The following is a 24,862-nucleotide window of genomic DNA, read 5'->3' as shown; positions in this document are numbered from 1 at the left end:
ACCTTTCATTTGTCTGGTCTTTAGCAGACAACAGGCTTATTTTAGCATAAAAATAGGGGAAATTAAAGCAGACAACTTGCAGACAAGTTTGTAACCGTGTACAATAAAACCATAACTTATTTGTACGTACATTTGTTAGTCACCTCTCAAACGAGGTGGCACGACCAAATTCATTTAGGAGTAGTCAAATGGGAAAATTTGAAAAAGAAGCAAGTGTCTTGCTTGATGCCGTTGGTGGCAAGGACAATATCTCAGCGGTTTCTCACTGTGCCACACGGATGCGTTTCGTCTTGGTTGATGAGAGCAAGGCCAATGTAGCCGCTATTGAAACTATTTCAGCGGTTAAGGGAACCTTTACTAATGCCGGTCAGTTCCAAGTCATCATCGGCAATGATGTGCCCCTCTTTTATAATGATTTTACCGCAGTATCGGGAATTGAAGGGGTGTCAAAAGAAGCAGCCAAGGCCGCTGCTAAGAGCAATCAAAATGCCATCCAGCGTGTCATGACCATGTTAGCTGAGATTTTCACCCCAATCATCCCAGCCATTATCGTGGGTGGTTTGATTCTGGGCTTCCGTAATGTCCTTGAAGGGGTTCAATGGTCAGCTCTTGGGGGTAAGACCATCGTTGATGTGTCACCATTTTGGAGCGGTGTCAATCATTTTCTTTGGTTGCCGGGCGAAGCGATTTTCCATTTCTTGCCAGTAGGTATTACTTGGTCAGTGGCTCGTAAGATGGGAACCACTCAAATCTTGGGAATTGTTCTGGGGATTTGTTTGGTGTCACCACAGTTGCTCAATGCCTATGCCGTGGCCGGCACACCAGCCAAAGAAATTGCTGAAAACTGGGTTTGGAATTTTGGTTCTTTCACCATTAACCGTATTGGCTATCAAGCTCAGGTTATCCCAGCCCTCTTGGCCGGTCTGTCTCTGTCTTACCTTGAAATTTTCTGGCGGAAACGGATTCCAGAAGTGGTATCCATGATTTTTGTACCTTTTCTTTCTCTGATTCCAGCTCTTATCTTGGCACACACGATTCTTGGGCCATTTGGTTGGGCAGTTGGTAAGGCCCTATCAACCGTGGTCCTGGCTGGCTTGACTGGTTCTTTCAAGTGGTTGTTTGGTGCAGTTTTTGGTGCCCTTTATGCGCCATTTGTTATTACCGGTTTACACCACATGACCAATGCCATTGATTCGCAGTTGATTGCGGATTCTGGTGGAACAGGTCTTTGGCCAATGATTGCCCTCTCAAATATCGCTCAAGGTTCAGCTGTTTTTGCTTACTACTGGATGAACCGTAAGAGTGAGCGGGAGGCACAAATCTCATTACCAGCGACCATTTCAGCCTATCTTGGTGTCACTGAACCAGCTCTCTTCGGGGTCAATGTCAAATACGTCTATCCATTTGTTGCCGGAATGATTGGTTCAGGCTTGGCTGGTCTTTTGTCAACCATGTTTAATGTCACAGCCAATGCCATTGGTATCGGTGGTATCCCAGGTATCCTATCTATTCAAGCCCAATACATGCTACCATTTGCAGGGATTATGTTGGTTGCTATTATTGTGCCATTTGTCTTGACCATCTTCTTCCGCAAGGCGGGTATTTTGACCAAGTCTGAAGATGCTACTGTTAAGGCTCCGCAGGTAGAGGCCATTGCTGAGGCCAAGAAAGAAGCTGCTTCTGAGAATGGTTTAGTTGACTTGTTTAGTCCAATGGCAGGAACAATCAAACCGTTGAGCCAAGCGACAGATCCTGTTTTCGCCTCTGGTGTGATGGGACAAGGGGTGCTCATGGAACCTAGTCAAGGTCAAGTCGTGGCCCCATTTGATGGAACGGTATCTGTTTTGTTCCCAACCAAACATGCGATTGGTTTGGTATCTGATGCAGGCGTTGAGGTCTTGATCCATATCGGTATGGATACCGTTAGCCTTGATGGTAAAGGCTTTGAAGCTCATGTCAAACAGGGTGACCGTGTGGCAGCCGGTGATGCCTTGATTAATTTTGATATGGCTGTGATTAAAGCAGCAGGCTTGGTGACAGAAACCCCAATCATTGTGACCAATCAGGAGCAATTCCAACCAGATGTTGTTGGTCAGCTTCCTCGCCAGGTTAAGCGAGGGGAAAGCCTCTTGACAGCTAGTCGCATTTAAGAAGATTAAGAAGGATGAAAAGGGTTGGACTGGTGGCAGTTGTTAGAGCTGTTGACTGGTTCTGCCTCTTTTCAATCATATTAGCAAGGAGAATTCTATGGTCATTGATAAGCGTCAGGTGGTTTATCAGATTTATCCCAAATCATTCAAGGATACGACAGGAAATGGTGTGGGTGACTTACAGGGGATTATTGAAAAAATTCCCTATCTAGCAGACTTGGGAGTGGATATGGTTTGGCTCAATCCTTTCTATCCTAGCCCCCAACGGGATAATGGCTATGATATTTCTGATTATCAGGCGGTTAATCCTCTCTTTGGTAGCATGGCCGACTTTGAGGAGATGATTGAGGTCGGGGAGAAACACGGGATTGCCTTTATGCTGGATATGGTGCTCAACCATTGTTCCACCGATCACGAATGGTTTCAAAAGGCTCTAGCAGGCGATACCTTTTATCAGGATTTCTTTATCCTGCGTGATGAGCCAACGGATTGGCTGTCCAAGTTTGGTGGCTCTGCTTGGTCTCCCTTTGGTAATACGGGCAAATATTACCTTCATCTCTTTGACCAGAGCCAAGCTGATCTCAACTGGCGTAACCCGCATGTGCGTCAAGAGCTATTCAAGGTGGTTAATTTCTGGAAGGACAAGGGAGTCAGAGGCTTTCGCTTTGATGTCATTAACCTGATTGGTAAGGATGACGTTTTGGTAGATTGTCCCATCAATGATGGCAAGCCAGCCTATACGGATCGTCCTATTACCCATGAGTACCTCCACATGATGAACCAAGCGACTTTTGGAGAAGAAGAAGGGTTTATGACGGTTGGGGAAATGTCGTCAACCACGATTGAGAATTGCTTGCTCTACACTGCCCCAGAGCGGGAAGAACTATCCATGGCTTTTAATTTTCACCACCTCAAAGTGGACTACCAGGATGGGCAAAAATGGACCATCAAGGCCTTTGATTTCAAGGAATTGCAAGGGCTCTTCCACCAGTGGGGGGAGGAGATGAGTCAAGGCAATGGCTGGAATGCACTTTTCTACAACAACCATGACCAGCCTCGCGCCCTTAACCGCTTTATTGATGTGGAGAATTTTCGTGAAGAGGGAGCGACCATGTTAGCGGCTTCTATCCATCTTTCCCGAGGGACGCCTTATATTTACATGGGTGAGGAGATTGGTATGCTGGATCCCGACTATGATAGCATGGCTGACTATGTGGACGTGGAGAGTCTCAATGCCTATGATATCTTGTTGGAGCAGGGCAAGTCTGCAGCAGAAGCCTTTGCTATTGTCAAGGCCAAATCACGAGACAATTCGCGGACACCAATGCAGTGGAATGCTACAGCTCATGCTGGCTTTTCAACCAACACCCCTTGGCTCAAGGTCGGCAAGACCTACCAAACCATTAATGTTGAAACAGAAAAAACAGGCAAGATTTTTCCCTTCTATCAACGTTTGATTAAGTTGAGAAAAAACCTGTCCATCATCTCCGAAGGTGACTATAAAGCAGCCTATCAAAACAGTGACCAAGTCTATGCCTTTGAACGGCAACTAGGTGATGAAAAACTCTTGGTCTTAAATAATTTCTTCGCACAAGAGGTCACGCTTGACCTGCTTCCAGATTATCGAGCTGGCCAGGTCCTGATTAGTAACTACCCTGATGTTGGTTTGGGTCAAAAGCTTACCTTGAAACCTTATCAGACCTTGGCTATTTTGAGCACAAGGAACTAGGCTGGAACTTTTGTTCCAGCCTTTTAGTTTTTTCATTTTAAGGAGGTTAGTGATTGGGCTAACATCCTAAGGGCAGAGCCAATGCCTCTGGCCTGATGATAGGTTTTTTGATAGGTCTGAGCAAAATCAAGGACACTTTTTGGCGCAGTGTAGTGATTAAGAGTCAAGTAAAGGGATATATCGTACATCAAGGAGGGCATGACTTGGCTAGCCTGTTCTGTATCAAGCCTAGTCAGGGCTACTGAAAATAATTGAGAGAGTTTTGGCTTGGCTTGTACTTTCGGGTCTGCCAAGACTTGTCTGATGTTTTCTTGTTCGGTCATCAGCTTATCCTCCTTATCAATTGTTAAGCACATTGTAACACTTTTGGAAAGCGATTTCAAGAAAAGGTTTGAGAAATAGTTTGTATTGATCTGAAGGGGAAAGCTAGTTTTCTTGGGTCACAAGTGCATTTAGGACAAAATTTTGTTAAAATAGGCTAAGATAGACCAAGGAGGTTATTATGGTACGTTTACAAGATGATTTTTACCAGGCAGTCAATGGCGACTGGGCCAAGACAGCAGTTATTCCAGACGATAAGCCGACCACTGGTGGCTTTATGGACCTGCATACAGAGATTGAAGAATTGATGTTGGCAAGGACGGATCGCTGGCTAGCGGGTGATGATTTGCCGACAGACCCGATTTTGCAGAACTTTGTCAAATTTCATGCTTTGGTTAGCGATTTTGAAGGGCGAGAAAAGGCTGGTGTTGCCCCAGCCCTCCCTCTTATTGACTCCTATCAAGGTTTATCCTCGTTTGCAGAATTTGCCAGTAAGATTGCTGACTATGAGCTGTTAGGTCAGCCAAATCTCTTTCCCTTTGGTGTGGCTCCTGACTTTATGAATGCTCAATTAAATGTTCTTTGGGCGGATGCCCCAAGTCTCATCTTGCCAGATGTGACCTATTATGCTCCTGACCATGAGCAGGGCAAGACCTTATTGGCAACCTGGCGTCAGTCTAGTGAGGCTTGGTTGAGCAAATTTGGTTTTTCTCAGGAAGATATTGCTGCTCTTTTGGACAAGATGATTGCCTTAGATGCTAAGCTAGCCAATTATGTCCTCTCAAGTGAGGAGAGTTCAGAGTATGCCAAACTCTATCACCCTTATGACTGGGCCGATTTTACCAAGTTAGCTCCTGAACTCCCCTTAGATGAGATTTTTACCCAGCTTTTGGGGCAGACTCCGGATCAGGTCATTGTGCCAGAAGAACGTTTTTGGACAGAATTTGCCAAGGAATATTATTCTGAAGCTAACTGGGAAGGTCTAAAAGCAAACTTGATTTTTCAGGCAGCAGCCTCTTGTGCCAATTATTTAACGGACGAGATTCGCGTTTTGGCAGGCGCTTATCGTCGGGCTTTGACAGGAACGCCAGAGGCAGCCAATCAGCGTAAAGCAGCCTTTTACCTGGCTTCGGGGCCTTATAACCAAGCCTTGGGCCTCTGGTATGCTAAAGAATATTTCTCACCAGCGGCTAAGGCCGATGTGGAGAGCAAGGTGGCGACCATGATTGAGGTTTATAAGCAACGCCTTAGCAAAAATGATTGGTTGAGTCAGGCGACCATTGAGCAGGCGATTGTCAAACTGAATCGCATTACCCCTCATATTGGCTATCCAGAAAAATTACCGGATACCTACCCAGAGAAGATTATTGATGATCAACTTTCTCTTTTGGAGAATGCCCGCAAGTTAGCTCAAATTTCTATCCGTCATGCCTGGAGCAAGTGGAATCAACCGGTTGACCAGAGTGAGTGGGGCATGGCAGCCCATGAGGTCAATGCCTACTATTCACCACAACAAAATAAGATTGTTTTTCCTGCAGCTATTTTACAGGCACCATTTTATTCATTGGAGCAGTCATCGTCAGCCAACTATGGCGGTATTGGAGCGGTTATTGCCCATGAAATTTCCCATGCCTTTGATACCAATGGGGCCTCTTTTGATGAATTTGGTAGCTTAAACAATTGGTGGACGGATGCTGATTACCAAGCCTTTAAGGAGCGGACAGACCGGGTGGTTGAGCAATTTGATGGTTTGGATTCTTACGGAGCCAAGGTCAATGGTAAGTTGACCGTATCAGAAAACGTAGCCGACTTGGGTGGTTTGGCGGCAGCCTTAGAAGCAGCCCAGCAGGAAGGGGAGTTTTCAGCTGAGGACTTTTTCATCAATTTTGCTCGTATTTGGCGGCTCAAGGCTCGCACAGAGTACATGCAAATGTTGGCTAGCGTTGATGTCCATGCTCCGGGTCACTTGCGAACCAATGTTCAGCTGCCAAATTTTGCAGAATTTCATGAAACTTTTGGTGTGACCGAAACAGATGGCATGTGGCGTCCAGTAGCTGATCGTGTCATGATTTGGTAATCAAGAAAAAACTAGGGTAACCTAGTTTTTTCAGTTTTCTCTGAAAATTTTTGCAAAAACGCTTTCTTTTTTGTGCAGAAAAGGGTATAATGCCTAATAATAGCAAAAAGATGAGGTCAGTGATGAAAAAAAGTTTTATTGAACAGCAAGAAGAAATTTCCTTTGTCAAGAATACCTTTACCCAGTATTTGATTGACAAGCTTAATATTGTTGAGGTGCAGGGGCCGATTTTGAGTCGGGTGGGAGATGGTATGCAGGACAACCTTTCCGGCATTGAAAACCCTGTTTCGGTCAATGTCTTGAAAATCCCAGATGCCCAGTTTGAAGTGGTTCATTCCCTAGCCAAATGGAAACGTCATACCTTGGCCCGATTTAGTTTTAACGAAGGCGAGGGCCTAGTGGTTAACATGAAGGCACTGAGACCTGATGAGGATTCGCTAGATCGGACGCATTCGGTCTATGTGGACCAATGGGACTGGGAAAAGGTGATTCCGGCGGGGCGTCGTAATTTAGCCTATCTCAAAGAAACGGTGGAGCAGATTTATAAGGTTATTCGCTTGACGGAATTGGCCGTTGAAGCTCGTTATGATATTGAGGCAGTTCTCCCCAAGCAGATTACCTTTATCCATACGGAAGAATTGGTGGCAAAATACCCCGATTTAAGCCCCAAAGAACGTGAAAATGCGGTGACCAAGGAATTTGGAGCGGTCTTTCTCATTGGAATTGGCGGCTGCTTAGCTGATGGTAAGCCCCACGATGGTCGTGCTCCCGATTATGATGATTGGACCACTGAGACGGAGAATGGCTATCGCGGTCTAAATGGTGATATCCTAGTTTGGAATGACCGACTGCAAACAGCCTTTGAACTATCGTCCATGGGCATTCGTGTGGATGAGGTAGCCCTCAAACGTCAGGTTGACTTGACTGGCGACCAAGACCGGTTAGCGTTTGATTGGCACGAGGCCCTTTTAGCTGGTCAATTTCCTCTGAGTATTGGTGGAGGGATTGGTCAATCTCGTATGGCCATGTTCCTCCTCAAAAAAGGTCATATCGGCGAAGTTCAAACCTCAGTTTGGCCTAAAGACGTTTATGAAACTTTTGAGCATATTTTGTAAGCAGACCCCTCTGGAAAAAACCAGAGGGTTTGTTCTACGTTGTAGAGAACTTTTGTGAACGATTAAAGAGTTTACTCTTGCTTCAACAAATGATGCCTTATCCTCATTTAACCTAGTAGGCAAGCAAAAAAGCCCATCATCAGATGAGCTTTTACTTGGATGATGAAGGCGGTAGACGGATTTGAACCGACGATCAAGCTTTTGCAGAGCCGTGCCTTACCACTTGGCTATACCGCCATAACGTTTATTATTTTATCTTAAAATCTTGCTTTTGTCAAGGAGTAATCGGAGATTTTATGCTGGTCCTCATTTGGTTGGGTAAGATTGAAAAAAGAGAAAAATTTTACTATAATAAAAAGGTATGACTTATGCTTGCAGGTGAGATTCCTGCCCTAGTATAAAGAAAGGACAAGGCGAAAGCCTAAAATCAATATGACATCAGTTGTTGTTGTGGGTACCCAATGGGGTGACGAAGGTAAAGGGAAAATCACGGATTTCTTGTCACAAGATGCAGAAGTGATTGCACGTTATCAAGGGGGAGATAATGCTGGCCATACCATTGTGATTGATGGGAAAAAGTTCAAGTTGCACCTCATTCCGTCAGGAATTTTCTTCCCAGAGAAGATTTCCATAATTGGTAATGGCATGGTGGTCAATCCTAAATCCTTGGTTAAGGAATTGAATTATTTACATGGTGAGGGCGTGTCAACAGATAACTTGCGGATTTCTGACCGTTCCCATGTCATCCTACCCTACCATATCAAATTAGATGAATTACAGGAAGCGGCTAAGGGTGACAATAAAATCGGGACCACTAACAAGGGAATTGGTCCGGCCTACATGGATAAGGCTGCTCGTGTGGGAATCCGGATTGCTGACCTTTTGGACAAGGACATTTTCGCGGAACGGTTGAAAATCAACTTGGCCGAAAAAAATCGTCTCTTTGAAAAAATGTACGATGATCAGGCCATTTCCTTTGATGAGATTTTTGAAGAATACTATCAGTATGGTCAAGAAATCAAACAGTACGTCACTGATACTTCAGTTATTCTCAATGATGCCTTGGATAAGGGCAAACGCGTCCTCTTTGAAGGTGCCCAAGGGGTCATGCTAGATATTGACCAAGGAACCTATCCTTTTGTGACTTCGTCAAACCCGGTGGCAGGTGGTGTTACCATTGGTTCTGGCGTTGGACCAAGTAAGATTAACAAGGTGGTTGGTGTCTGCAAGGCCTATACCAGCCGTGTGGGAGATGGCCCATTCCCAACAGAACTCTTTGATGCGACAGGTGATCGTATTCGTGAAATCGGCAAGGAGTATGGCACAACAACAGGTCGTCCGCGTCGTGTCGGTTGGTTTGATTCCGTGGTGATGCGTCATAGTCGTCGTGTATCAGGCATTACCAATCTCTGTCTCAATTCCATTGATGTCTTGTCAGGCTTAGACACGGTCAAAATCTGTGTGGCCTATGACCTAGATGGCGAGCGGATTGACTACTACCCAGCCAGTCTGGAAACCCTGAAACGCTGTCAACCGATTTATGAAGAATTGCCAGGCTGGTCCGAAGACATCACGGGTGTTCGCCGTCTGGAAGATTTACCAGAAAATGCTCGCAACTATGTTCGTCGCATTGCCGAGCTGGTGGGGGTACGTATCTCTACCTTCTCAGTTGGCCCAGACCGTGACCAGACCAATATCTTGGAAAGTGTTTGGGGACTATAAAAATAAATAAGTACATGATGACAAATCATGTGCTTATTTTTTTGTTTCCTAGTCTTGAACACATAAGTGTGTATTTCTTGGTCTTTTTGTTTGCGCTTACAAGTTTTATAATAAGATTGTAAACAAGAAAAATAAAAAAGATAAAAAGAAAAGGGGTGTTAAAATGGAATTCATTTTAAATCTATTAAACTGGTTTTCGCAAAACATTTTGCAAAATCCAGCCTTCTTTGTAGGTTTGCTGGTTCTTGTGGGCTACCTACTCTTGAAAAAACCACTGCATGATGTTTTTGCAGGATTTGTCAAAGCAACGGTAGGTTATTTGATTCTTAATGTCGGTGCAGGTGGTTTGGTAACAACTTTCCGTCCCATTCTGGCAGCCTTGAACTATAAGTTCAAGATTGGTGCGGCAGTTATTGACCCTTACTTTGGGTTGACAGCAGCTAATACTAAGATTGCTGAGCAGTTTCCGGATTTTGTTGGAGCAGCGACAACAGCTCTCTTGATTGGTTTTGGGGTTAATATTCTTTTGGTTGCTCTGCGTAAGGTGACTAAGGTCAGAACCCTCTTTATTACTGGTCACATCATGGTCCAACAAGCTGCAACAGTTTCTTTGATTGTCCTGCTTTTGGTCCCACAATTACGCAGTAGTTTCGGTGTTGTTGCCATTGGTTTAATTTGTGGACTCTACTGGGCGGTCAGCTCAAATATGACTGTTGAGGCGACTCAACGCTTGACTGGCGGTGGTGGTTTTGCCATCGGACACCAACAACAATTTGCCATCTGGTTTGTTGATAAGGTGGCACCAAAACTTGGTAAAAAAGAGGAGAACTTGGACAATCTTAAACTACCAACTTTCCTCAACATTTTCCATGATACAGTTGTTGCTTCTGCAACCTTGATGTTGATTTTCTTTGGTTTAATCTTGTCAATTCTTGGTCCAGATGTGATGTCTAATGCCGAAGTGATTACATCTGGTACACCATATAACCCAGAGAAACAAGCTTTCTTCATGTATGTCATTCAAACAGCATTCACTTTCTCAGTTTATCTCTTTGTCTTGATGCAAGGGGTGCGGATGTTCGTTGGTGAATTGACCAATGCCTTCCAAGGTATCTCATCAAAACTGCTTCCAGGCTCATTCCCAGCGGTTGACGTTGCAGCTTCTTATGGTTTTGGTTCACCAAATGCCGTCCTTTCAGGATTTGCAGTTGGTTTGGTTGGTCAGTTGATTACAATCGTTCTCTTGATTGTCTTCAAAAACCCTGTCTTGATTATCACCGGTTTCGTTCCTGTCTTCTTTGACAATGCGGCTATCGCCGTTTATGCAGACAAACGTGGTGGTTGGAAAGCAGCGGTTATCCTATCATTTATTTCAGGTGTGCTTCAAGTAGCTCTTGGTGCAGTAGCGGTAGCCCTTTTGGATCTTGCCAGCTACGGTGGTTACCACGGTAATATTGACTTTGAAATTCCATGGTTGCCATTTGCTTACATCTTCAAGTACCTTGGTTTAGCAGGTTATGTTCTAGTTTGTGCTTTCTTACTTGCCATTCCACAACTTCAATTTGCCAAGGCAAAAGATAAAGAAGCTTACTATCGTGGTGAAGCACAAGGCGAGTAAAGTAGTCATTTAAAAATAAGATAATTGATTTTACAGGAGGAAAAGATAATGGTTAAAGTTCTTACAGCATGCGGTAACGGTATGGGATCATCAATGGTGATTAAAATGAAGGTTGAAAATGCCCTCCGTGGTCTAGGCGTGACTAATTTTGAATCAGCATCATGCTCAGTGGGTGAAGCTAAAGGTTTGGCGGCAGGTTATGACATCGTCATTGCATCAAACCATTTGATTAGCGAGTTGGAAGGTCGAACTAATGGTAAATTGATTGGTTTGGACAATTTGATGGATGATAATGAAATCAAAACAAAATTGGAAGCGGCATTAAAATAACAAGCCTTGGGGTGCTTTCAGATGCTGGAAGCACCTCCTTGTTTTAAGAAAGGTAGGGAAGATTGATGAACTTGAAAAAATCATTTACAGAAAATAATTCGATTCGTTTGGGCCTGACGGCAGAGACTTGGCAAGAAGCGGTAAAACTAGCGGTTAATCCCTTGATTGAAAGTGGCGCTGTGACAGAAACTTACTATGACAATATTATTGCGTCAACGGAAGAATACGGCCCTTATTATATCTTAATGCCAGGCATGGCCATGCCCCATGCTCAGGCAGGTGAGGGTGTGAATCGTGATTCTTTCTCTTTGATTACCTTGACCAAGCCGGTTACTTTTTCAGACGGTAAAGAAGTGTCTGTGCTCTTAACCTTGGCAGCGACTTCAGCAGCTATCCATACCTCAGTAGCTATTCCGCAGATTATCGCGCTCTTTGAGTTAGATAATTCTATCGAGCGTTTGGTGGCTTGTCAAAGTCCAGAAGAAGTTTTGGCCATGGTAGAAGAATCAAAAAATAGCCCTTATTTAGAAGGACTTGACTTAGAAGGTTAATAAGGATTAGAAAAGAGAAGAAAGATGACAAAACATATTCCAAATTTACAAGTGGCTCTTGACCATTCTGATTTGAAAGGGGCCATCAAGGCGGCTGTTGCCGTTGGCGCTGAAGTTGACATTATTGAAGCAGGTACAGTCTGTCTGCTTCAAGTAGGAAGCGAATTGGTTGAGGTTCTGCGAAACCTCTTCCCAGACAAGATTATCGTGGCAGATACCAAGTGTGCGGATGCTGGCGGAACAATTGCCAAAAATAATGCGGTACGTGGAGCTGACTGGATGACCTGTATCTGTTCAGCAACCATTCCAACCATGTCAGCAGCCCTTAAAGCCATTCAAGAAGTTAATGGTGACAAGGGAGAAATCCAAATTGAATTGTATGGCGACTGGACCTATGACCAGGCTCAACTATGGCTGGATGCAGGAATTTCTCAAGCCATTTACCATCAATCTCGTGATGCCCTGCTAGCGGGTGAGACTTGGGGAGAAAAAGACCTTAATAAGGTTAAAAAACTGATTGATATGGGCTTCCGTGTGTCAGTAACAGGTGGTCTTGATGTTGATACCTTGAAACTTTTTGAAGGGGTGGATGTTTACACCTTCATCGCAGGTCGTGGCATTACTGAAGCAGAAAATCCAGCCCAAGCGGCTCGTGAATTTAAGGATGAAATCAGACGGATTTGGGGGTAGGCTATGAAACGTCCAATTGGTATTTATGAAAAGGCGACACCCAAACACTTTACCTGGTTGGAACGCTTGACCTTTGCCAAAGAACTGGGTTTTGATTTTGTTGAAATGTCCGTGGACGAGTCTGATGACCGCTTGGCACGATTGGAGTGGACCAAGGAAGAACGGCTAGAGTTAGTTAAGGCCATCTATGAAACAGGTATCCGGATTCCCACCATTTGTTTTTCTGGTCATCGTCGTTATCCCTTGGGATCCAATGATCCAGAACTTGAAGCGAAATCCTTAGAAACCATGAAACAGTGTATTGAGTTGGCTCAAGATTTAGGTGTACGGACCATTCAGTTGGCTGGTTATGATGTGTATTATGAAGAAAAATCACCAGAAACACGCGCTCGTTTTATTAAAAATCTCCGTCAAGCCTGCGACTGGGCAGAGGCTGCTCAGGTCATGTTAGCCATCGAAATCATGGACGATCCCTTCATCAATTCGATTGAGAAGTATTTGGCTATTGAAAAAGAGATTGACTCACCTTACCTCTTTGTCTATCCAGATACGGGGAATGTGTCAGCTTGGCACAATGACATCTATAGCGAATTTTATTTGGGTCACCGGTCCATTGCTGCCCTGCATTTGAAGGATACTTATGCCGTCACAGAAAAGGCTAAGGGTCAATTCCGTGATGTGCCCTTTGGCCAAGGTTGCGTGGACTGGGAGCAGATGTTTGATGTTTTGAAAAAGACTAACTATAATGGCCCATTCTTGATTGAAATGTGGTCTGAAAATTGTGAAACGGTGGAGGAAACACGAGCAGCCATCAAAGAGGCTCAGGACTTCCTTTACCCATTGATGGAGAAAGCAGGGGTGATTTAAGATGCCAAAATCATTAGCAGACATGCGTCAGCGGGTCTATGAGGCCAATGTTTCTTTACCAGAACATGGCTTGGTCAAATTTACCTGGGGCAATGTGTCAGAAGTTTGTCGAGAGTTGGGGCGAATTGTTATCAAACCATCTGGAGTTGACTACGACAAGTTAACACCTGAAAATATGGTGGTTACTGATTTGGATGGCAATGTGGTTGAAGGTGATTTGAACCCGTCTTCAGATCTTGCGACCCACGTTGCCCTCTATAAGGCTTGGCCAGAAGTTGGAGCGGTTGTTCATACTCACTCAACAGAAGCTGTTGGCTGGGCTCAGGCAGGTCGTGATATTCCTTTTTATGGCACAACCCATGCGGATTACTTCTATGGTCCGGTGCCATGTGCCCGTTCCTTGACGGCGGAGGAAGTCGATTCGGCTTATGAAAAAGAAACAGGGGCTGTTATTGTGGAAACCTTTGCCAAACGTGGGATTGATCCAGTGGCAGTTCCGGGTATCGTGGTGCGTAACCATGGGCCATTTACTTGGGGCAAGGATCCTGCTCAAGCCGTTTACCATTCCGTTGTTTTGGAAGAAGTGGCCAAGATGAACCGTTTTACCGAGCAAATCAATCCTAAGGTTGAACCAGCACCTAAATATATCATGGACAAACACTACCTACGTAAGCATGGTCCAAATGCCTACTATGGCCAAAAGGGTGATGCCCATTAAGGTTTATTTTTAGTAGTGGGGAAAAATATCTTTGTGGGAAGGCAAGAATCGTCACCAGTCGATTTTATCCTTTCCCCTTTTTGCATTTTCCCATTAATTGCTTTAATCAAGTATTGAAACTAGATAAAACCGCTTTCCTATGCTATAATGTACAGGCTAGAAAGGACATGGAGGATAGCCAAATGATCTTATTGGACAAGAGTAGTTGTGATTTACTACGCTATCTGATTCAGTTAGAAACGCCTGAAACGATTATGACGATTAGTCGTTCAACAGAGCAATCACGTCGTAAAATCTACTATCATCTTGATAAAATTAATGATGCCTTGCCAGACGATGTCAGCCCGATTGTCAGTAAACCTAGGGTAGGGATTCTATTAAACCATCAGCAAAAAGAGGCCTGTCAGACGCTCTTAGCCGAGGTGGCTTCAGACAGTTACATTATGAGTATTGACGAGCGCATTCAATTAATGATTGTCTATATTGCCATTTCATCAGAGCGGGTAACCATTGAGAAGTTAATGGACTTGACCGACGTTTCTCGTAATACCGTCTTAAATGATCTGAATGATATTCGTTACCGTTTGGCTCAAGAGCAGTATAAGGTCAATCTCTATGCCACCAAATCCCAAGGTTATTTCCTCCAATGTCATCCCTTAAATAAAATTCAATACGTCCATTCCTTTCTTTATGATCTTTTCAATGAAGCCAGCCCGGGTTTTTTGAACATCTTAAGAGAAAAACTAATGGTGACCTTGGCAGATGAAGGCCTCCTATCAGACCAAGCGCAAGACTTTTTACTGGCAGAAGTCAGTAAACGCGAAAATGATTTAGGTAAGAAGATTAATCGTTCTGAAATAAGTCTCATGTTGCGGATTCTTCCCTACCTTCTCTTGTCTTATCAAACCATGGAGTTATCTCTGGAAGAAGTGGAGGATATGCAACAGAAGTTTGCGCCTGTTCATCAACGGATTGAATATCAGGTTGCTCAAAAAATCAGCCAGTCTATACAGGGGCAGTTAGCTGTTGAATTGGACGAGATTGGAACTTGTTTGATTGCTATCTTGTTGCTGTCTTATCGCAAGGAACGTGACAGTCATCTGACTAGTCAAGACTTTCAAGACATGGCCATGATCATTGATTGGTTTATGGCTAGTTTTGAGCAGACAGCCCAGGTTCGCTTGGTCCAAAAGGAAGAGTTGGCGAGAAGGTTATTAACCCATACCAAGGCCTTATTGTTCCGTAAGAATTATGGCATTTTATCGAAAAATCCCTTAACCAAACACATCAAACAAAAGTACCATAGCTTATTTGTCGAGGTTAAAAAAGCAGCCCTCATTTTGGAGGAAGAATGGCAAATTAGTTTAAATGATGATGACTTGGCCTATTTAACCATTCATTTTGGTGGTTATCTTGAAAAGGAAATGGATACTCTAGAAAGTTCCCACTTGCAGCAGGTCTATATCATCTGTGATGAAGGAGTTTCTATCCAAAAACTTCTCCTGCGCCAGTGTCAAAAATACCTGCCACCGAATAGTATTCAAGCGACCTTTACCACAGAACAATTCAAGAGTGTTGAGGATTTGTTGGTGGCGGATTTACTGATTTCAACCAGTGATGCCCTAGAAACTCAATTTCCTTTGGTCCAGGTCCAACCGATCTTATCTTATGATGATGTGGTCAAGCTCAGTCATTTTCTCCGGCATTATGAGTTGATGACCTGCCGCCCTCATTTTGAAAAACGCTTGGAGCAGCTATTGGGCCCTCATGTGACTAGTCCAGGGATAATTACTCAGCTAAGTCAAGAGATTTGTAGCCTGTTTGATGAAGAATTGTTACACTTGAGTCATCAAGGTGTGACAAGTGAACACACCCCTGTGTAAGACTTGGTCTTTTTGTTTCCGTTTTCATAATTTATAATAAGGGTGTAAAGAAGATTATACCTAGAGATTTTGAGGAGGATTTACAAATGGCTAATGTGAAAGACATTACAAGAGAATCTTGGATTTTAAGCACTTTCCCAGAGTGGGGAACTTGGCTTAATGAAGAAATTGAAGAAGAAGTCGTGCCAGCGGGCAACTTTGCCATGTGGTGGTTGGGTAACTGTGGGGTTTGGGTAAAAACTCCAGGTGGTGCTAACTTGGTCATGGACCTTTGGTCAGCTCGTGGCAAATCAACCAAGAAGGTCAAAGACATGGTTCGTGGTCACCAAATGGCTAATATGGCTGGTGTTCGTAAACTACAACCAAACTTGCGGGTACAACCCATGGTGATTGACCCCTTTGCCATCAATGAATTAGACTACTATTTGGTCTCTCACTTCCATAGTGACCATATTGACATTAACACAGCAGCAGCTATTATCAATAATCCAAACTTAGACCATGTCAAATTCGTTGGCCCTTATGAATGTGGTGAAATTTGGAAAAAATGGGGCGTGCCAGAAGAGCGTATCATGGTGGTTAAGCCAGGCGATAGCTTTGAGTTCAAAGATGTTAAGGTCCATGCCGTTGAATCATTTGACCGTACTTGCTTGGTGACCCTGCCAGTTGAAGGAGCAGAAGAAGCAGGTGGTGAATTGAGTGGTCTTGCGGTAACCGATGAAGAAATGGCGCGTAAGGCAGTTAACTATGTCTTTGAGACACCAGGTGGAACCATTTATCATGGGGCAGATTCTCACTTCTCAAACTACTTTGCTAAGCATGGTAAAGACTTTGAGATTGATGTTGCCCTCAACAACTACGGTGAAAACCCAATTGGTATCCAAGACAAGATGACCTCTGTTGACCTTCTGCGCATGGCTGAAAATCTGCGGGCCAAGGTTATCATTCCTGTTCACTATGATATCTGGTCAAACTTTATGGCTTCAACAGATGAGATTCTTGAATTGTGGAAAATGCGTAAAGAACGTCTCCAATACAAGTTCCACCCATTCATTTGGGAAGTTGGTGGTAAATACACTTATCCACAAGATAAGGATATTATCGAATATCACCACCCACGCGGATTTGATGACTGCTTCGAGCAAGATTCTAATATCCAATTCAAAGCTTTGCTATAAGCCTAATTGCTGATATTATCCGCCTATCCTTGCGATAAGCGGATAATTTTGTTAAGATTAAAGTGTAAGAGCTTACCAAGTAAGCCATATAGAAAGGAAAGTCACATGTCAAATCTATCTGTAAATGCCATTCGCTTCCTCGGCGTTGATGCCATTGAACAATCAAAATCGGGTCACCCAGGGGTTGTCATGGGAGCAGCACCAATGGCCTATAGTCTCTATACCAAACACCTTCGTGTCACACCAAATCAACCGGACTGGGCCAATCGTGACCGTTTTGTCCTCTCGGCAGGTCATGGTTCAATGTTGCTCTATGCTCTCTTGCATCTATCGGGTTATCAAGATGTTAGCATGGAAGAAATCAAAAACTTCCGCCAATGGAATTCTAAAACCCCAGGTCACCCAGAGTTTGGCCATACGGCAGGGGTAGATGCCACAACTGGACCTCTGGGACAAGGAATTGCAACAGCTGTTGGTATGGCTCAAGCAGAGCGTTTTCTAGCTGCCAAGTACAACAAAGATGGTTTCCCAATTTTTGACCACTACACCTATGTACTTTGTGGTGACGGTGACTTGATGGAAGGAGTCTCAGCAGAGGCTGCGTCTTATGCTGGTAAGCAAAATCTGGATAAGTTGGTTGTCCTTTATGATTCAAATGACATCTGTTTGGATGGTGAAACTAAGGACGCCTTTTCTGAGAATATTCGTGGTCGTTATGAAGCCTATGGTTGGCACACCAGTCTTGTGGAAGATGGTAATGATCTAGCGGCTATTTCACAAGCCCTTGAGGAAGCTAAGGCAACCAAGAAACCAAGTTTGATTGAAGTTAAGACAGTCATCGGTTATGGTTCGCCAAATAAGCAAGGCACTAACGGTGTTCACGGGGCACCTCTAGGAGCAGATGAAACAGCAGCTACTCGTCAGGCGCTTGACTGGACTTATGCACCGTTTGAGATTCCAGCAGAGGTTTACGCAGACTTTAAAGAACAGGTGGCAGATCGTGGTCAAGCGGCTTATGATGCTTGGACGCAGTTGGTGGCAGATTACAAAACGGCCTATCCAGAAGTGGCTGATGAATTATCAGCAGTGCTTGCCAATCAACCTGTTGTTGAATTGACAGAAAAAGATTTTCCAGCCTATGAAGATGGGTTCTCTCAAGCCACTCGTAATTCATCGCAAGATGCTATCAATGCGGTAGCTAAGATCTTGCCAAACTTTTTGGGTGGTTCAGCTGACCTGGCTCATTCAAACATGACCTATATCAAAGAAGACGGTTTGCAAGACGCTGACAATCCGCTTAACCGTAATATTCAGTTTGGTGTGCGTGAATTTGCCATGGGAACGGTCTTGAATGGTATGGCTCTTCATGGCGGTTTGCGTGTCTTTGGTGGTACCTTCTTCGTCTTTTCTGACTATGTCAAGGCTGCTATCCGTCTATCAGCCCTTCAAGGTTTGCCAGTGACTTATGTCTTTACCCATGATTCGATTGCGGTTGGTGAAGATGGTCCGACCCATGAACCGATTGAACATTTGGCGGCTCTGCGTGCCTTGCCAAATATGACAGTCATCCGCCCGGCAGATGCTAGAGAAACTCAGGCTGCTTGGCATTATGCCTTGACCAGTCAAAGCACGCCAACGGCCCTAGTTTTGACCCGTCAAAATCTTGAAGTCGAAGCAGGTAGCCGTTTTGACCAAGTGGCTAAGGGGGCTTACGTCACTTATGAGAGCGGCAGTGACTTTGATACCATTCTCCTAGCGTCTGGTTCCGAGGTTAACCTAGCTGTGAAGGCGGCCAAAGAGCTAGAAAAAGCGGGAACCAAGGTGCGTGTGGTTTCTGTTCCATCAACAGACCTCTTTGACCAACAATCAGCAGACTATAAGGAAAGCATCTTGCCAAGTCATGTCCGTCGTCGCGTGGCCATTGAGATGGCAGCCAGTCAAAGTTGGTACAAGTATGTCGGCTTGGATGGTGCAGTGCTTGGTATTGATAAATTTGGTGCCTCAGCTCCAGCTAATAAGGTGATTGAAGCTTATGGCTTTACGGTAGAAAACGTTATTGATACCGTTAATGCTTTAAAATAAACTCAAAAACTTGAAGAAAGTTATTTTTCTTCAAGTTTTTTAAATCCTCTTACGAATAATAAAGTAGGAGGAAAAACAGATGAAAGAAAGAAGTCAATTGAAGCCGACCTTAATCACCGATCACACTTGGCCAACTAATCATATGGCCATCAAAAGCTTAGCTAAGGTCTGGTTATTTTTGGCCGGTCTTTTGCTACTGATTATTGTTGTTTCACCCAATTTGACCTTGTTGACTTTGCCAGGATTTTTGATGGGGTTATTAAGTCTCTGCTTGGCCATTCTAGGCTGGGTCTTTCTTCGATTTTCCTAAAAGAGGTCTCTGAAATCATCAACAAATGGTTTCAGGGCTTTTTATTTAAATAAATTTGGAACACCAATATGTGTATAATTTGCACTTTTTTGCTGGAGCTGACTAGGGTAAAATAGTGATATAACTAACAAACAAAGGAGTGTCAGGACATGACAAATTATGATAGTAAAGACTATTTGGCAAAGGTAGATGCCTGGTGGCGAGCAGCCAACTATATTTCAGTAGCACAGATGTACCTCAAGGATAATCCCTTGCTTCGTCGGCCAGTTAGCCAAGAGCATGTTAAGGTGCATCCTATTGGTCACTGGGGGACTATTTCAGGGCAAAACTTTATTTATGCCCATCTTAATCGTGTGATTAATAAATATGACTTAGACATGTTTTACATTGAAGGGCCAGGTCACGGTGGTCAAGTGATGGTGTCAAATTCTTATATTGATGGGTCTTATACTGAGTTGTATCCCAATATTACTCAGGATGAGGAAGGTTTGAAAACCCTCTGTAAAATTTTCTCTTTCCCTGGTGGTATCGCGTCTCATGCCGCTCCTGAAACACCTGGTTCTATCCATGAAGGTGGAGAATTGGGGTATGCCTTGTCTCATGCCACAGGAGCTATTTTAGACAATCCAGACTTGATTGCAGCAACAGTGATTGGTGATGGTGAGTCAGAAACAGGTCCTTTGGCAGCTGGTTGGTTTTCAAATACCTTTATTAACCCAGTCAATGATGGGGCAGTGCTGCCAATTTTATACCTCAATGGTGGAAAAATTCATAATCCAACTATCTTGGACCGGAAAACAGATGAGGAATTGACCCAGTATTTCAATGGTTTGGGTTGGAAACCTTACTTTGTTGCGGGTACAAATCCTGAGGAAGTTCATCCACAGATGGCAGCAACACTGGACAGTGTGATTGAGGAGATTAAGGCTATCCAAAGTCAGGCTCGTCAAAAACCGGCTGAGGAAGCCAGTCAAGCCAAGTGGCCGGTGTTGATTGTCCGTATTCCGAAAGGTTGGACAGGTCCAAAAGAGTGGAAGGGAGAACCAATTGAGGGTGGCTTTAGAGCCCATCAAGTGCCAATCCCTGTTGAAGCTGGAAATATGCAGTATATTGATCATTTGACTGACTGGCTACATTCTTATCGTCCAGAAGAGCTCTTTGATGAAAAAGGCTATGTCAAGGAAGACATTAGAGCCATTTCACCACAAGGCCCTCGTCGGATGTCAATGAATCCGGCAACTAATGCGGGAGTCGTTAAGAAGCTTGACTTGGCTGATTGGCGTAAACATGCGATTGATACGACCTTACCTGGTAGTGTCGTGGCGCAAGACATGATTGAATTTGGTAAGTATGCTGCGGATTTGGTAGTAGCTAATCCTGATAATTTCCGTATTTTTGGCCCAGATGAGACCAAATCTAACCGCCTGAACAATGTCTTTAGTGTGACCAATCGTCAGTGGTTGGGCCGTCGCAATGAAGCCTATGATGAGTGGCTATCTCCAGCTGGTCGTGTGATTGACTCGCAGTTGTCTGAACATCAGGCTGAAGGTTTTTTGGAGGGGTATGTGTTAACAGGCCGTCATGGTTTCTTCGCTTCTTATGAATCTTTCTTGCGTGTTGTTGATTCAATGATTACGCAACATTTTAAATGGTTGCGTAAATCAAAAAGTCATGCTCCATGGCGTAAAAATTACCCATCATTGAACTTGATTGCAACGTCAACCGTTTTCCAACAAGACCATAACGGTTATACCCATCAAGATCCGGGCTTGTTGACCCATTTGGGTGAAAAACGCCCAGAATTTATCCGTGAGTACCTGCCAGCAGATTCCAACAGTCTGTTTGCAGTGATGGAACATGCCCTAGCTGATGAAGATAAGGTCAACTTGATTGTTACTTCAAAACACCCTCGTCCACAGTTTTATTCAGTAGCTGAAGCAGAAGAACTGGTTAAAGAAGGTTATAAGGTGATTGATTGGGCGTCAACAGATCAGGGAGTTGAACCAGACCTTGTGATTGCAGCAGCTGGCACAGAGCCAAACTTAGAGGCTTTGGCTGCCGTTAGCATTTTGCACAAGGCTTTCCCTGACTTGAAGATTCGCTTTATCAATGTGGTTGATATCCTGAAATTACGGTCACCAAAAGTTGACCCACGAGGTCTTTCAGATGAGGACTTTGATCAGCTCTTTACTAAAGATAAACCTGTTATTTTCTGTTACCATGGTTATGAGGGACAGATTCGTGACTTGTTCTTTGATCGACATAATCACAATGTCTACATTCATGGTTATCGTGAAAATGGAGATATTACAACGCCATTTGACATGCGCGTCTTGTCAGAAATGGATCGTTTCCATGTGGCTAAAGATGGAGCTCTTGCGGTTTATGGTCAGAAGGCGAACGAATTTGCTCAGAAAATGGATGATACCATTCGTTTCCATCAGCGTTACATTCGTGAACATGGTGATGATATTCCAGAAGTTCGTGATTGGACATGGCAACCCCTGAATTAAGTTAGCTAACCCCTCGTGACCTTTGGTCATGGGGGTTGTTTATGGTATAATAAAAAGTAAGCTACTAGGAGGGAGAGGATATCATGAAGTTACATACCTTGGGTTGTTGGGGCGGCTATCCTTATCAAGGGGCTGGGACAACCAGTTTTCTTTTGACCAGTCAGGATGGCTTTAATTTGTTGATTGATGTTGGTAGTCGGGCAGTGACGGAGTTGGAAAAGGTGCTCAGTCCCCTGGACTTGGATGCTGTTATCATCAGTCATTATCATCCAGATCATATCGCTGATTTGGGTGTTTTGGGGCATTATCGCCTGCTCCACCCTCAGCAGTCACCTATTCTTCCTGTTTATGGGCATGCGGAAGACCAGGGAGAATTTGCCAAATTGACCATGGCCAATGCCCTAGAAGGGCGGGCCTATCAGACGGAACAGGTCAATCAGCTTGGGCCTTTTGAGATTAGTTTTATTAAGACCGTTCATCCAGTGGTTTGCTATGCCATGCGAATTGTGGAGGTGGCGACGGAACAGGTGCTGGTATTTACAGGGGATACGGGCTACTTTGAGGGCTTGGCTGATTTTGCAACAGGGGCAGACCTCTTTTTGGCGGATGTCTATTTCTTTGAGGGACAAGAAAATCACCCTGCTCACTTGACCAGCAAGGAAGCGGGTCAGATTGCTCGACAAGCAGGGGTCAACCGTTTGGTCTTGACACATTTGCCGCAATTTGCTCCTAGAGGGATGACAGGTGATCATCTGGAGATTTTGCGTCAGCAGGCACAAGTTTATGCAGGAGAACATCTGGTGGTAGATTTGGCAGCACCGCATCAATCCTGGGATTTGGGTGATTTATCATGACCTTTAGCCAGGAAGAAAAAGAATACTTTATGCGTCAAGCCCTGCAAGAGGCTGAGAAATCGCTAGCCAAGGAGGAAATTCCTATCGGCTGTGTTATTGTTAAGGATAAGGAAATCATCGGGCGTGGGCACAATGCGCGTGAAGAACTAGGTCAGGCCATCATGCACGCAGAAATCATGGCCATTCAGGAGGCTAATGAGCGTGTGGGAAACTGGCGACTTTTGGACTGTACCCTCTTTGTGACTGTTGAGCCTTGTGTGATGTGTAGTGGGGCCATTGGTTTGGCTCGGCTTCCCCAAGTGATTTATGGGGCGGCCAATCAAAAGTTTGGGGCGGCAGGTAGCCTCTACAATATTTTAAGCGATGAGCGGCTCAATCATCGGGTGACGGTTGAGCAGGGGATTTTAGTTCAAGACTGTGCTAGTATCATGCAAACTTTTTTCCGCCAAAGACGGCAGGAGAAAAAGCGCGTCTAAGTCTTGCCAAACCTGACTTAATTTGATAGAATAAAAGTGGAGCAACAGTCGTGCGTGAAGCGGGTCAGGGGAGGAATCCAGCAGCCCTAAGCGAAGTCGATTGTGTGCTCTTTTTTTGTTAATGACTTCCCCTTTGATAGCAATTGTCAAGGGATTTTTTATATGTTTTGTAGCATAAGGGACAGAAAAGGCGGTCTGGCGTGCTCTAGTTTCTGAGCCGAAAGTATGCTATAATAGGTGTAAGCGTTACACTGGAGGTTTTAATGAGAAAATTTTTACAGACCATGCTTTATGAATTGTCCTTTTATGTGGAGATTGTCATTTCCATGATTTTAGTCTTGGCTCTCTTGGCGTTGACTGCTCGCTTGATGGTAGGGGCCTTGGACATTTGGTCCTCAACGCAAACCATTGAGGATTATTTACAAACCTTTTTAACTCAGGCCATGACCATTGCGGTGGGGGTTGAGTTGATTAAAATGCTTTGTAAACATACATCTGGTACCATTGTCGAAGTCTTACTCTTTGCTGTGGCTAGACAAATCGTGGTGTCACATGGCTCTGCCATTGATACCCTCTTGGGTGTCATTGCTATTGCTATTCTGTTTGCTACCCGTAAATACCTCTTTACTAGCTTTGATGATTCTAATAATATCATCTTGCGGGGGAGTCAAAAAGTTCAGATTGCCAGTATTTTGGCCAGGGTCAAGCTACCCAATCAACCAGGAGAGCTGCTACGTGACTTTATGACAAGGCATTTGCAGGCGGATGAAAAAACAGTTGCCGTTGGAGCTACGGTCTACATCAAGGATGTGGCCTTGCGCATTGATAGCATGCGGGGTGACCAAATTACTCGGGTGGAGATTATCAAATCGCTCTATTAGTTGGGAGTCTCTAGCCTCCTTTTATGGTATAATGAACTTATGATGAATGAAGATATTGTTTACGGCGTTCATGCCGTTATGGAAAGTTTACAGGCTGATTTGGGCAACAAACTCTATGTGCAAGAGGATTTACGCGGTAAAAATCTTGACAAGATTAAGACCTTAGCCACAGCAAAAAAGGTGTCAATCTCTTGGACCAGCAAAAAGGACCTAAACGAGATGACCGCAGGGGCTGTTCATCAGGGCTTTGTCCTGCGAGTGGCAGCCTTTCCCTATCATGACTTGATGACTATTTTGCAAAAGGCAGAGCAGGAGGACAATCCTCTGCTATTGATTTTGGATGGTTTGACCGATCCTCATAATTTTGGTTCGATTTTACGGACGGCTGACGCAACCAATGTGACAGGGGTGATTATTCCCAAGCATCGGGCGGTTGGTGTTACACCAGTGGTGGCTAAAACCTCAACAGGAGCGGTGGCCCATGTGCCTATTGCCCGAGTGACCAACCTTAGTCAGACCCTTGACCAGCTCAAGGCTCAAGGGTTTTGGGTTTTTGGAACAGATATGGCAGGCACGCCCAGCCACAAATGGAATACCAGTGGCAAGCTTGCTCTTATTATTGGTAATGAAGGTAAGGGCATGTCACCCAAGCTGAAAAAGCAGGTGGATGAGCTAATCACCATTCCGATGAATGGTCACGTTCAGAGCCTCAATGCCAGTGTGGCTGCTGGCTTACTCATGTATGAGGTTTTCCGTAATCGTCTCTAAATCCTGTAATAGCAAAAAACTCCTAGTCA

General features: G+C 44.3%; 20 protein-coding genes, 1 tRNA gene, 1 other RNA gene and 2 pseudogenes. 22 read left to right on the top strand and 2 right to left on the bottom strand.

Translation table 11 applies throughout. The features are described 5' to 3' along the window. Positions 1-188 precede the first annotated feature (188 nt). The 3 genes and pseudogenes from treP to treC form a co-directional block, all read left to right on the top strand. A pseudogene (gene treP, locus FRX57_RS05725) lies at positions 189-1,623 on the top strand (PTS system trehalose-specific EIIBC component); the annotation flags it as partial. An 83-nt stretch (positions 1,624-1,706) separates the two neighbouring features. Then, positions 1,707-2,150, top strand: a pseudogene (locus FRX57_RS07890) (PTS sugar transporter subunit IIA); the annotation flags it as partial. 97 nt (positions 2,151-2,247) lie between these two features. After that, positions 2,248-3,879: an alpha,alpha-phosphotrehalase gene (gene treC / locus FRX57_RS05720; RefSeq protein ID WP_146567580.1), complete on the top strand. Its 1,632-nt coding sequence runs from the start codon at positions 2,248-2,250 to the stop codon at positions 3,877-3,879. 32 nt (positions 3,880-3,911) lie between these two features. Here treC and FRX57_RS05715 read toward each other — a convergent pair whose 3' ends face one another. After that, complete coding sequence (locus FRX57_RS05715) at positions 3,912-4,202, bottom strand: bacteriocin immunity family protein (protein WP_186600839.1); 291 nt, start codon at positions 4,200-4,202, stop codon at positions 3,912-3,914. A gap of 179 nt (positions 4,203-4,381) precedes the next feature. Between FRX57_RS05715 and FRX57_RS05710 the strand changes: the two genes are divergently transcribed. Both FRX57_RS05710 and asnA read left to right on the top strand, forming a co-directional pair. Beyond that, positions 4,382-6,277, top strand: coding sequence for a M13-type metalloendopeptidase (locus FRX57_RS05710; RefSeq protein WP_146567576.1), 1,896 nt, complete (start codon positions 4,382-4,384; stop codon positions 6,275-6,277). 122 nt (positions 6,278-6,399) lie between these two features. After that, positions 6,400-7,392 (top strand): aspartate--ammonia ligase, encoded by a 993-nt coding sequence (asnA, locus tag FRX57_RS05705; protein WP_146567574.1) that lies wholly within the window; start codon positions 6,400-6,402, stop codon positions 7,390-7,392. A 166-nt stretch (positions 7,393-7,558) separates the two neighbouring features. Here the strand turns inward: asnA and FRX57_RS05700 are convergent. Further along, a tRNA-Cys gene (locus tag FRX57_RS05700) sits at positions 7,559-7,629 on the bottom strand. A gap of 195 nt (positions 7,630-7,824) precedes the next feature. On the opposite strand from FRX57_RS05700, the gene FRX57_RS05695 reads away from it, so the two are divergent. From FRX57_RS05695 to rlmB, 17 genes are all read left to right on the top strand, one after another. Continuing rightward, complete coding sequence (locus FRX57_RS05695) at positions 7,825-9,114, top strand: adenylosuccinate synthase (protein WP_146567572.1); 1,290 nt, start codon at positions 7,825-7,827, stop codon at positions 9,112-9,114. Positions 9,115-9,277: 163 nt separating this feature from the next. Next, positions 9,278-10,732, top strand: a complete 1,455-nt coding sequence (locus FRX57_RS05690) for a PTS ascorbate transporter subunit IIC (protein ID WP_146567570.1) — start codon at positions 9,278-9,280, stop codon at positions 10,730-10,732. A 48-nt stretch (positions 10,733-10,780) separates the two neighbouring features. Then, on the top strand, positions 10,781-11,062 hold the full coding sequence (locus FRX57_RS05685) for a PTS sugar transporter subunit IIB (protein WP_146567568.1): 282 nt from the start codon (positions 10,781-10,783) through the stop codon (positions 11,060-11,062). A gap of 65 nt (positions 11,063-11,127) precedes the next feature. Continuing rightward, positions 11,128-11,613 (top strand): PTS sugar transporter subunit IIA, encoded by a 486-nt coding sequence (locus FRX57_RS05680; RefSeq protein ID WP_146567566.1) that lies wholly within the window; start codon positions 11,128-11,130, stop codon positions 11,611-11,613. 24 nt (positions 11,614-11,637) lie between these two features. Further along, complete coding sequence (locus FRX57_RS05675) at positions 11,638-12,303, top strand: 3-keto-L-gulonate-6-phosphate decarboxylase UlaD (protein WP_146567564.1); 666 nt, start codon at positions 11,638-11,640, stop codon at positions 12,301-12,303. A 3-nt stretch (positions 12,304-12,306) separates the two neighbouring features. Beyond that, the gene (locus tag FRX57_RS05670) at positions 12,307-13,170 is read left to right on the top strand and encodes an L-ribulose-5-phosphate 3-epimerase (protein ID WP_146567562.1); all 864 of its coding nucleotides are present in this window, start codon (positions 12,307-12,309) and stop codon (positions 13,168-13,170) included. Between the two features lies 1 nt (position 13,171). After that, positions 13,172-13,888: an L-ribulose-5-phosphate 4-epimerase gene (locus FRX57_RS05665; protein WP_146567560.1), complete on the top strand. Its 717-nt coding sequence runs from the start codon at positions 13,172-13,174 to the stop codon at positions 13,886-13,888. Positions 13,889-14,070: 182 nt separating this feature from the next. Continuing rightward, positions 14,071-15,771, top strand: coding sequence for a BglG family transcription antiterminator (locus FRX57_RS05660; protein WP_146567558.1), 1,701 nt, complete (start codon positions 14,071-14,073; stop codon positions 15,769-15,771). 86 nt (positions 15,772-15,857) lie between these two features. Then, positions 15,858-16,949 (top strand): L-ascorbate 6-phosphate lactonase, encoded by a 1,092-nt coding sequence (gene ulaG, locus FRX57_RS05655; protein WP_146567556.1) that lies wholly within the window; start codon positions 15,858-15,860, stop codon positions 16,947-16,949. A 105-nt stretch (positions 16,950-17,054) separates the two neighbouring features. Then, positions 17,055-19,031: a transketolase gene (gene tkt, locus FRX57_RS05650; protein WP_146567554.1), complete on the top strand. Its 1,977-nt coding sequence runs from the start codon at positions 17,055-17,057 to the stop codon at positions 19,029-19,031. 79 nt (positions 19,032-19,110) lie between these two features. Further along, entirely contained in the window at positions 19,111-19,341 is a 231-nt protein-coding gene (locus FRX57_RS05645) for a hypothetical protein (protein ID WP_146567552.1), read from the top strand. 149 nt (positions 19,342-19,490) lie between these two features. Next, positions 19,491-21,854 (top strand): phosphoketolase family protein, encoded by a 2,364-nt coding sequence (locus FRX57_RS05640; RefSeq protein ID WP_146567550.1) that lies wholly within the window; start codon positions 19,491-19,493, stop codon positions 21,852-21,854. 83 nt (positions 21,855-21,937) lie between these two features. Beyond that, positions 21,938-22,708, top strand: coding sequence for an MBL fold metallo-hydrolase (locus FRX57_RS05635; protein WP_146567548.1), 771 nt, complete (start codon positions 21,938-21,940; stop codon positions 22,706-22,708). Then, the gene (gene tadA / locus FRX57_RS05630; RefSeq protein ID WP_146567546.1) at positions 22,705-23,184 is read left to right on the top strand and encodes a tRNA adenosine(34) deaminase TadA; all 480 of its coding nucleotides are present in this window, start codon (positions 22,705-22,707) and stop codon (positions 23,182-23,184) included. Before FRX57_RS05635 ends, tadA begins: the two co-directional genes overlap by 4 nt. A 28-nt stretch (positions 23,185-23,212) precedes the next feature. Then, positions 23,213-23,308: signal recognition particle sRNA small type (gene ffs, locus FRX57_RS05625), an RNA gene on the top strand. Between the two features lie 139 nt (positions 23,309-23,447). Continuing rightward, positions 23,448-24,065 carry a hypothetical protein gene (locus FRX57_RS05620; protein WP_146567543.1) on the top strand — a complete coding sequence of 206 codons (618 nt, stop codon included), beginning with the start codon at positions 23,448-23,450 and terminating at the stop codon, positions 24,063-24,065. A 39-nt stretch (positions 24,066-24,104) separates the two neighbouring features. Continuing rightward, positions 24,105-24,833, top strand: coding sequence for a 23S rRNA (guanosine(2251)-2'-O)-methyltransferase RlmB (gene rlmB, locus FRX57_RS05615; RefSeq protein WP_146567540.1), 729 nt, complete (start codon positions 24,105-24,107; stop codon positions 24,831-24,833). The last annotated feature ends 29 nt before the right edge of the window (positions 24,834-24,862 follow it).

The organism is Streptococcus cuniculipharyngis, assembly GCF_007859195.1.
GTDB classification, from domain to species: Bacteria; Bacillota; Bacilli; order Lactobacillales; family Streptococcaceae; genus Streptococcus; species Streptococcus cuniculipharyngis.
This window is presented reverse-complemented; position numbering and strand designations above follow the sequence as displayed.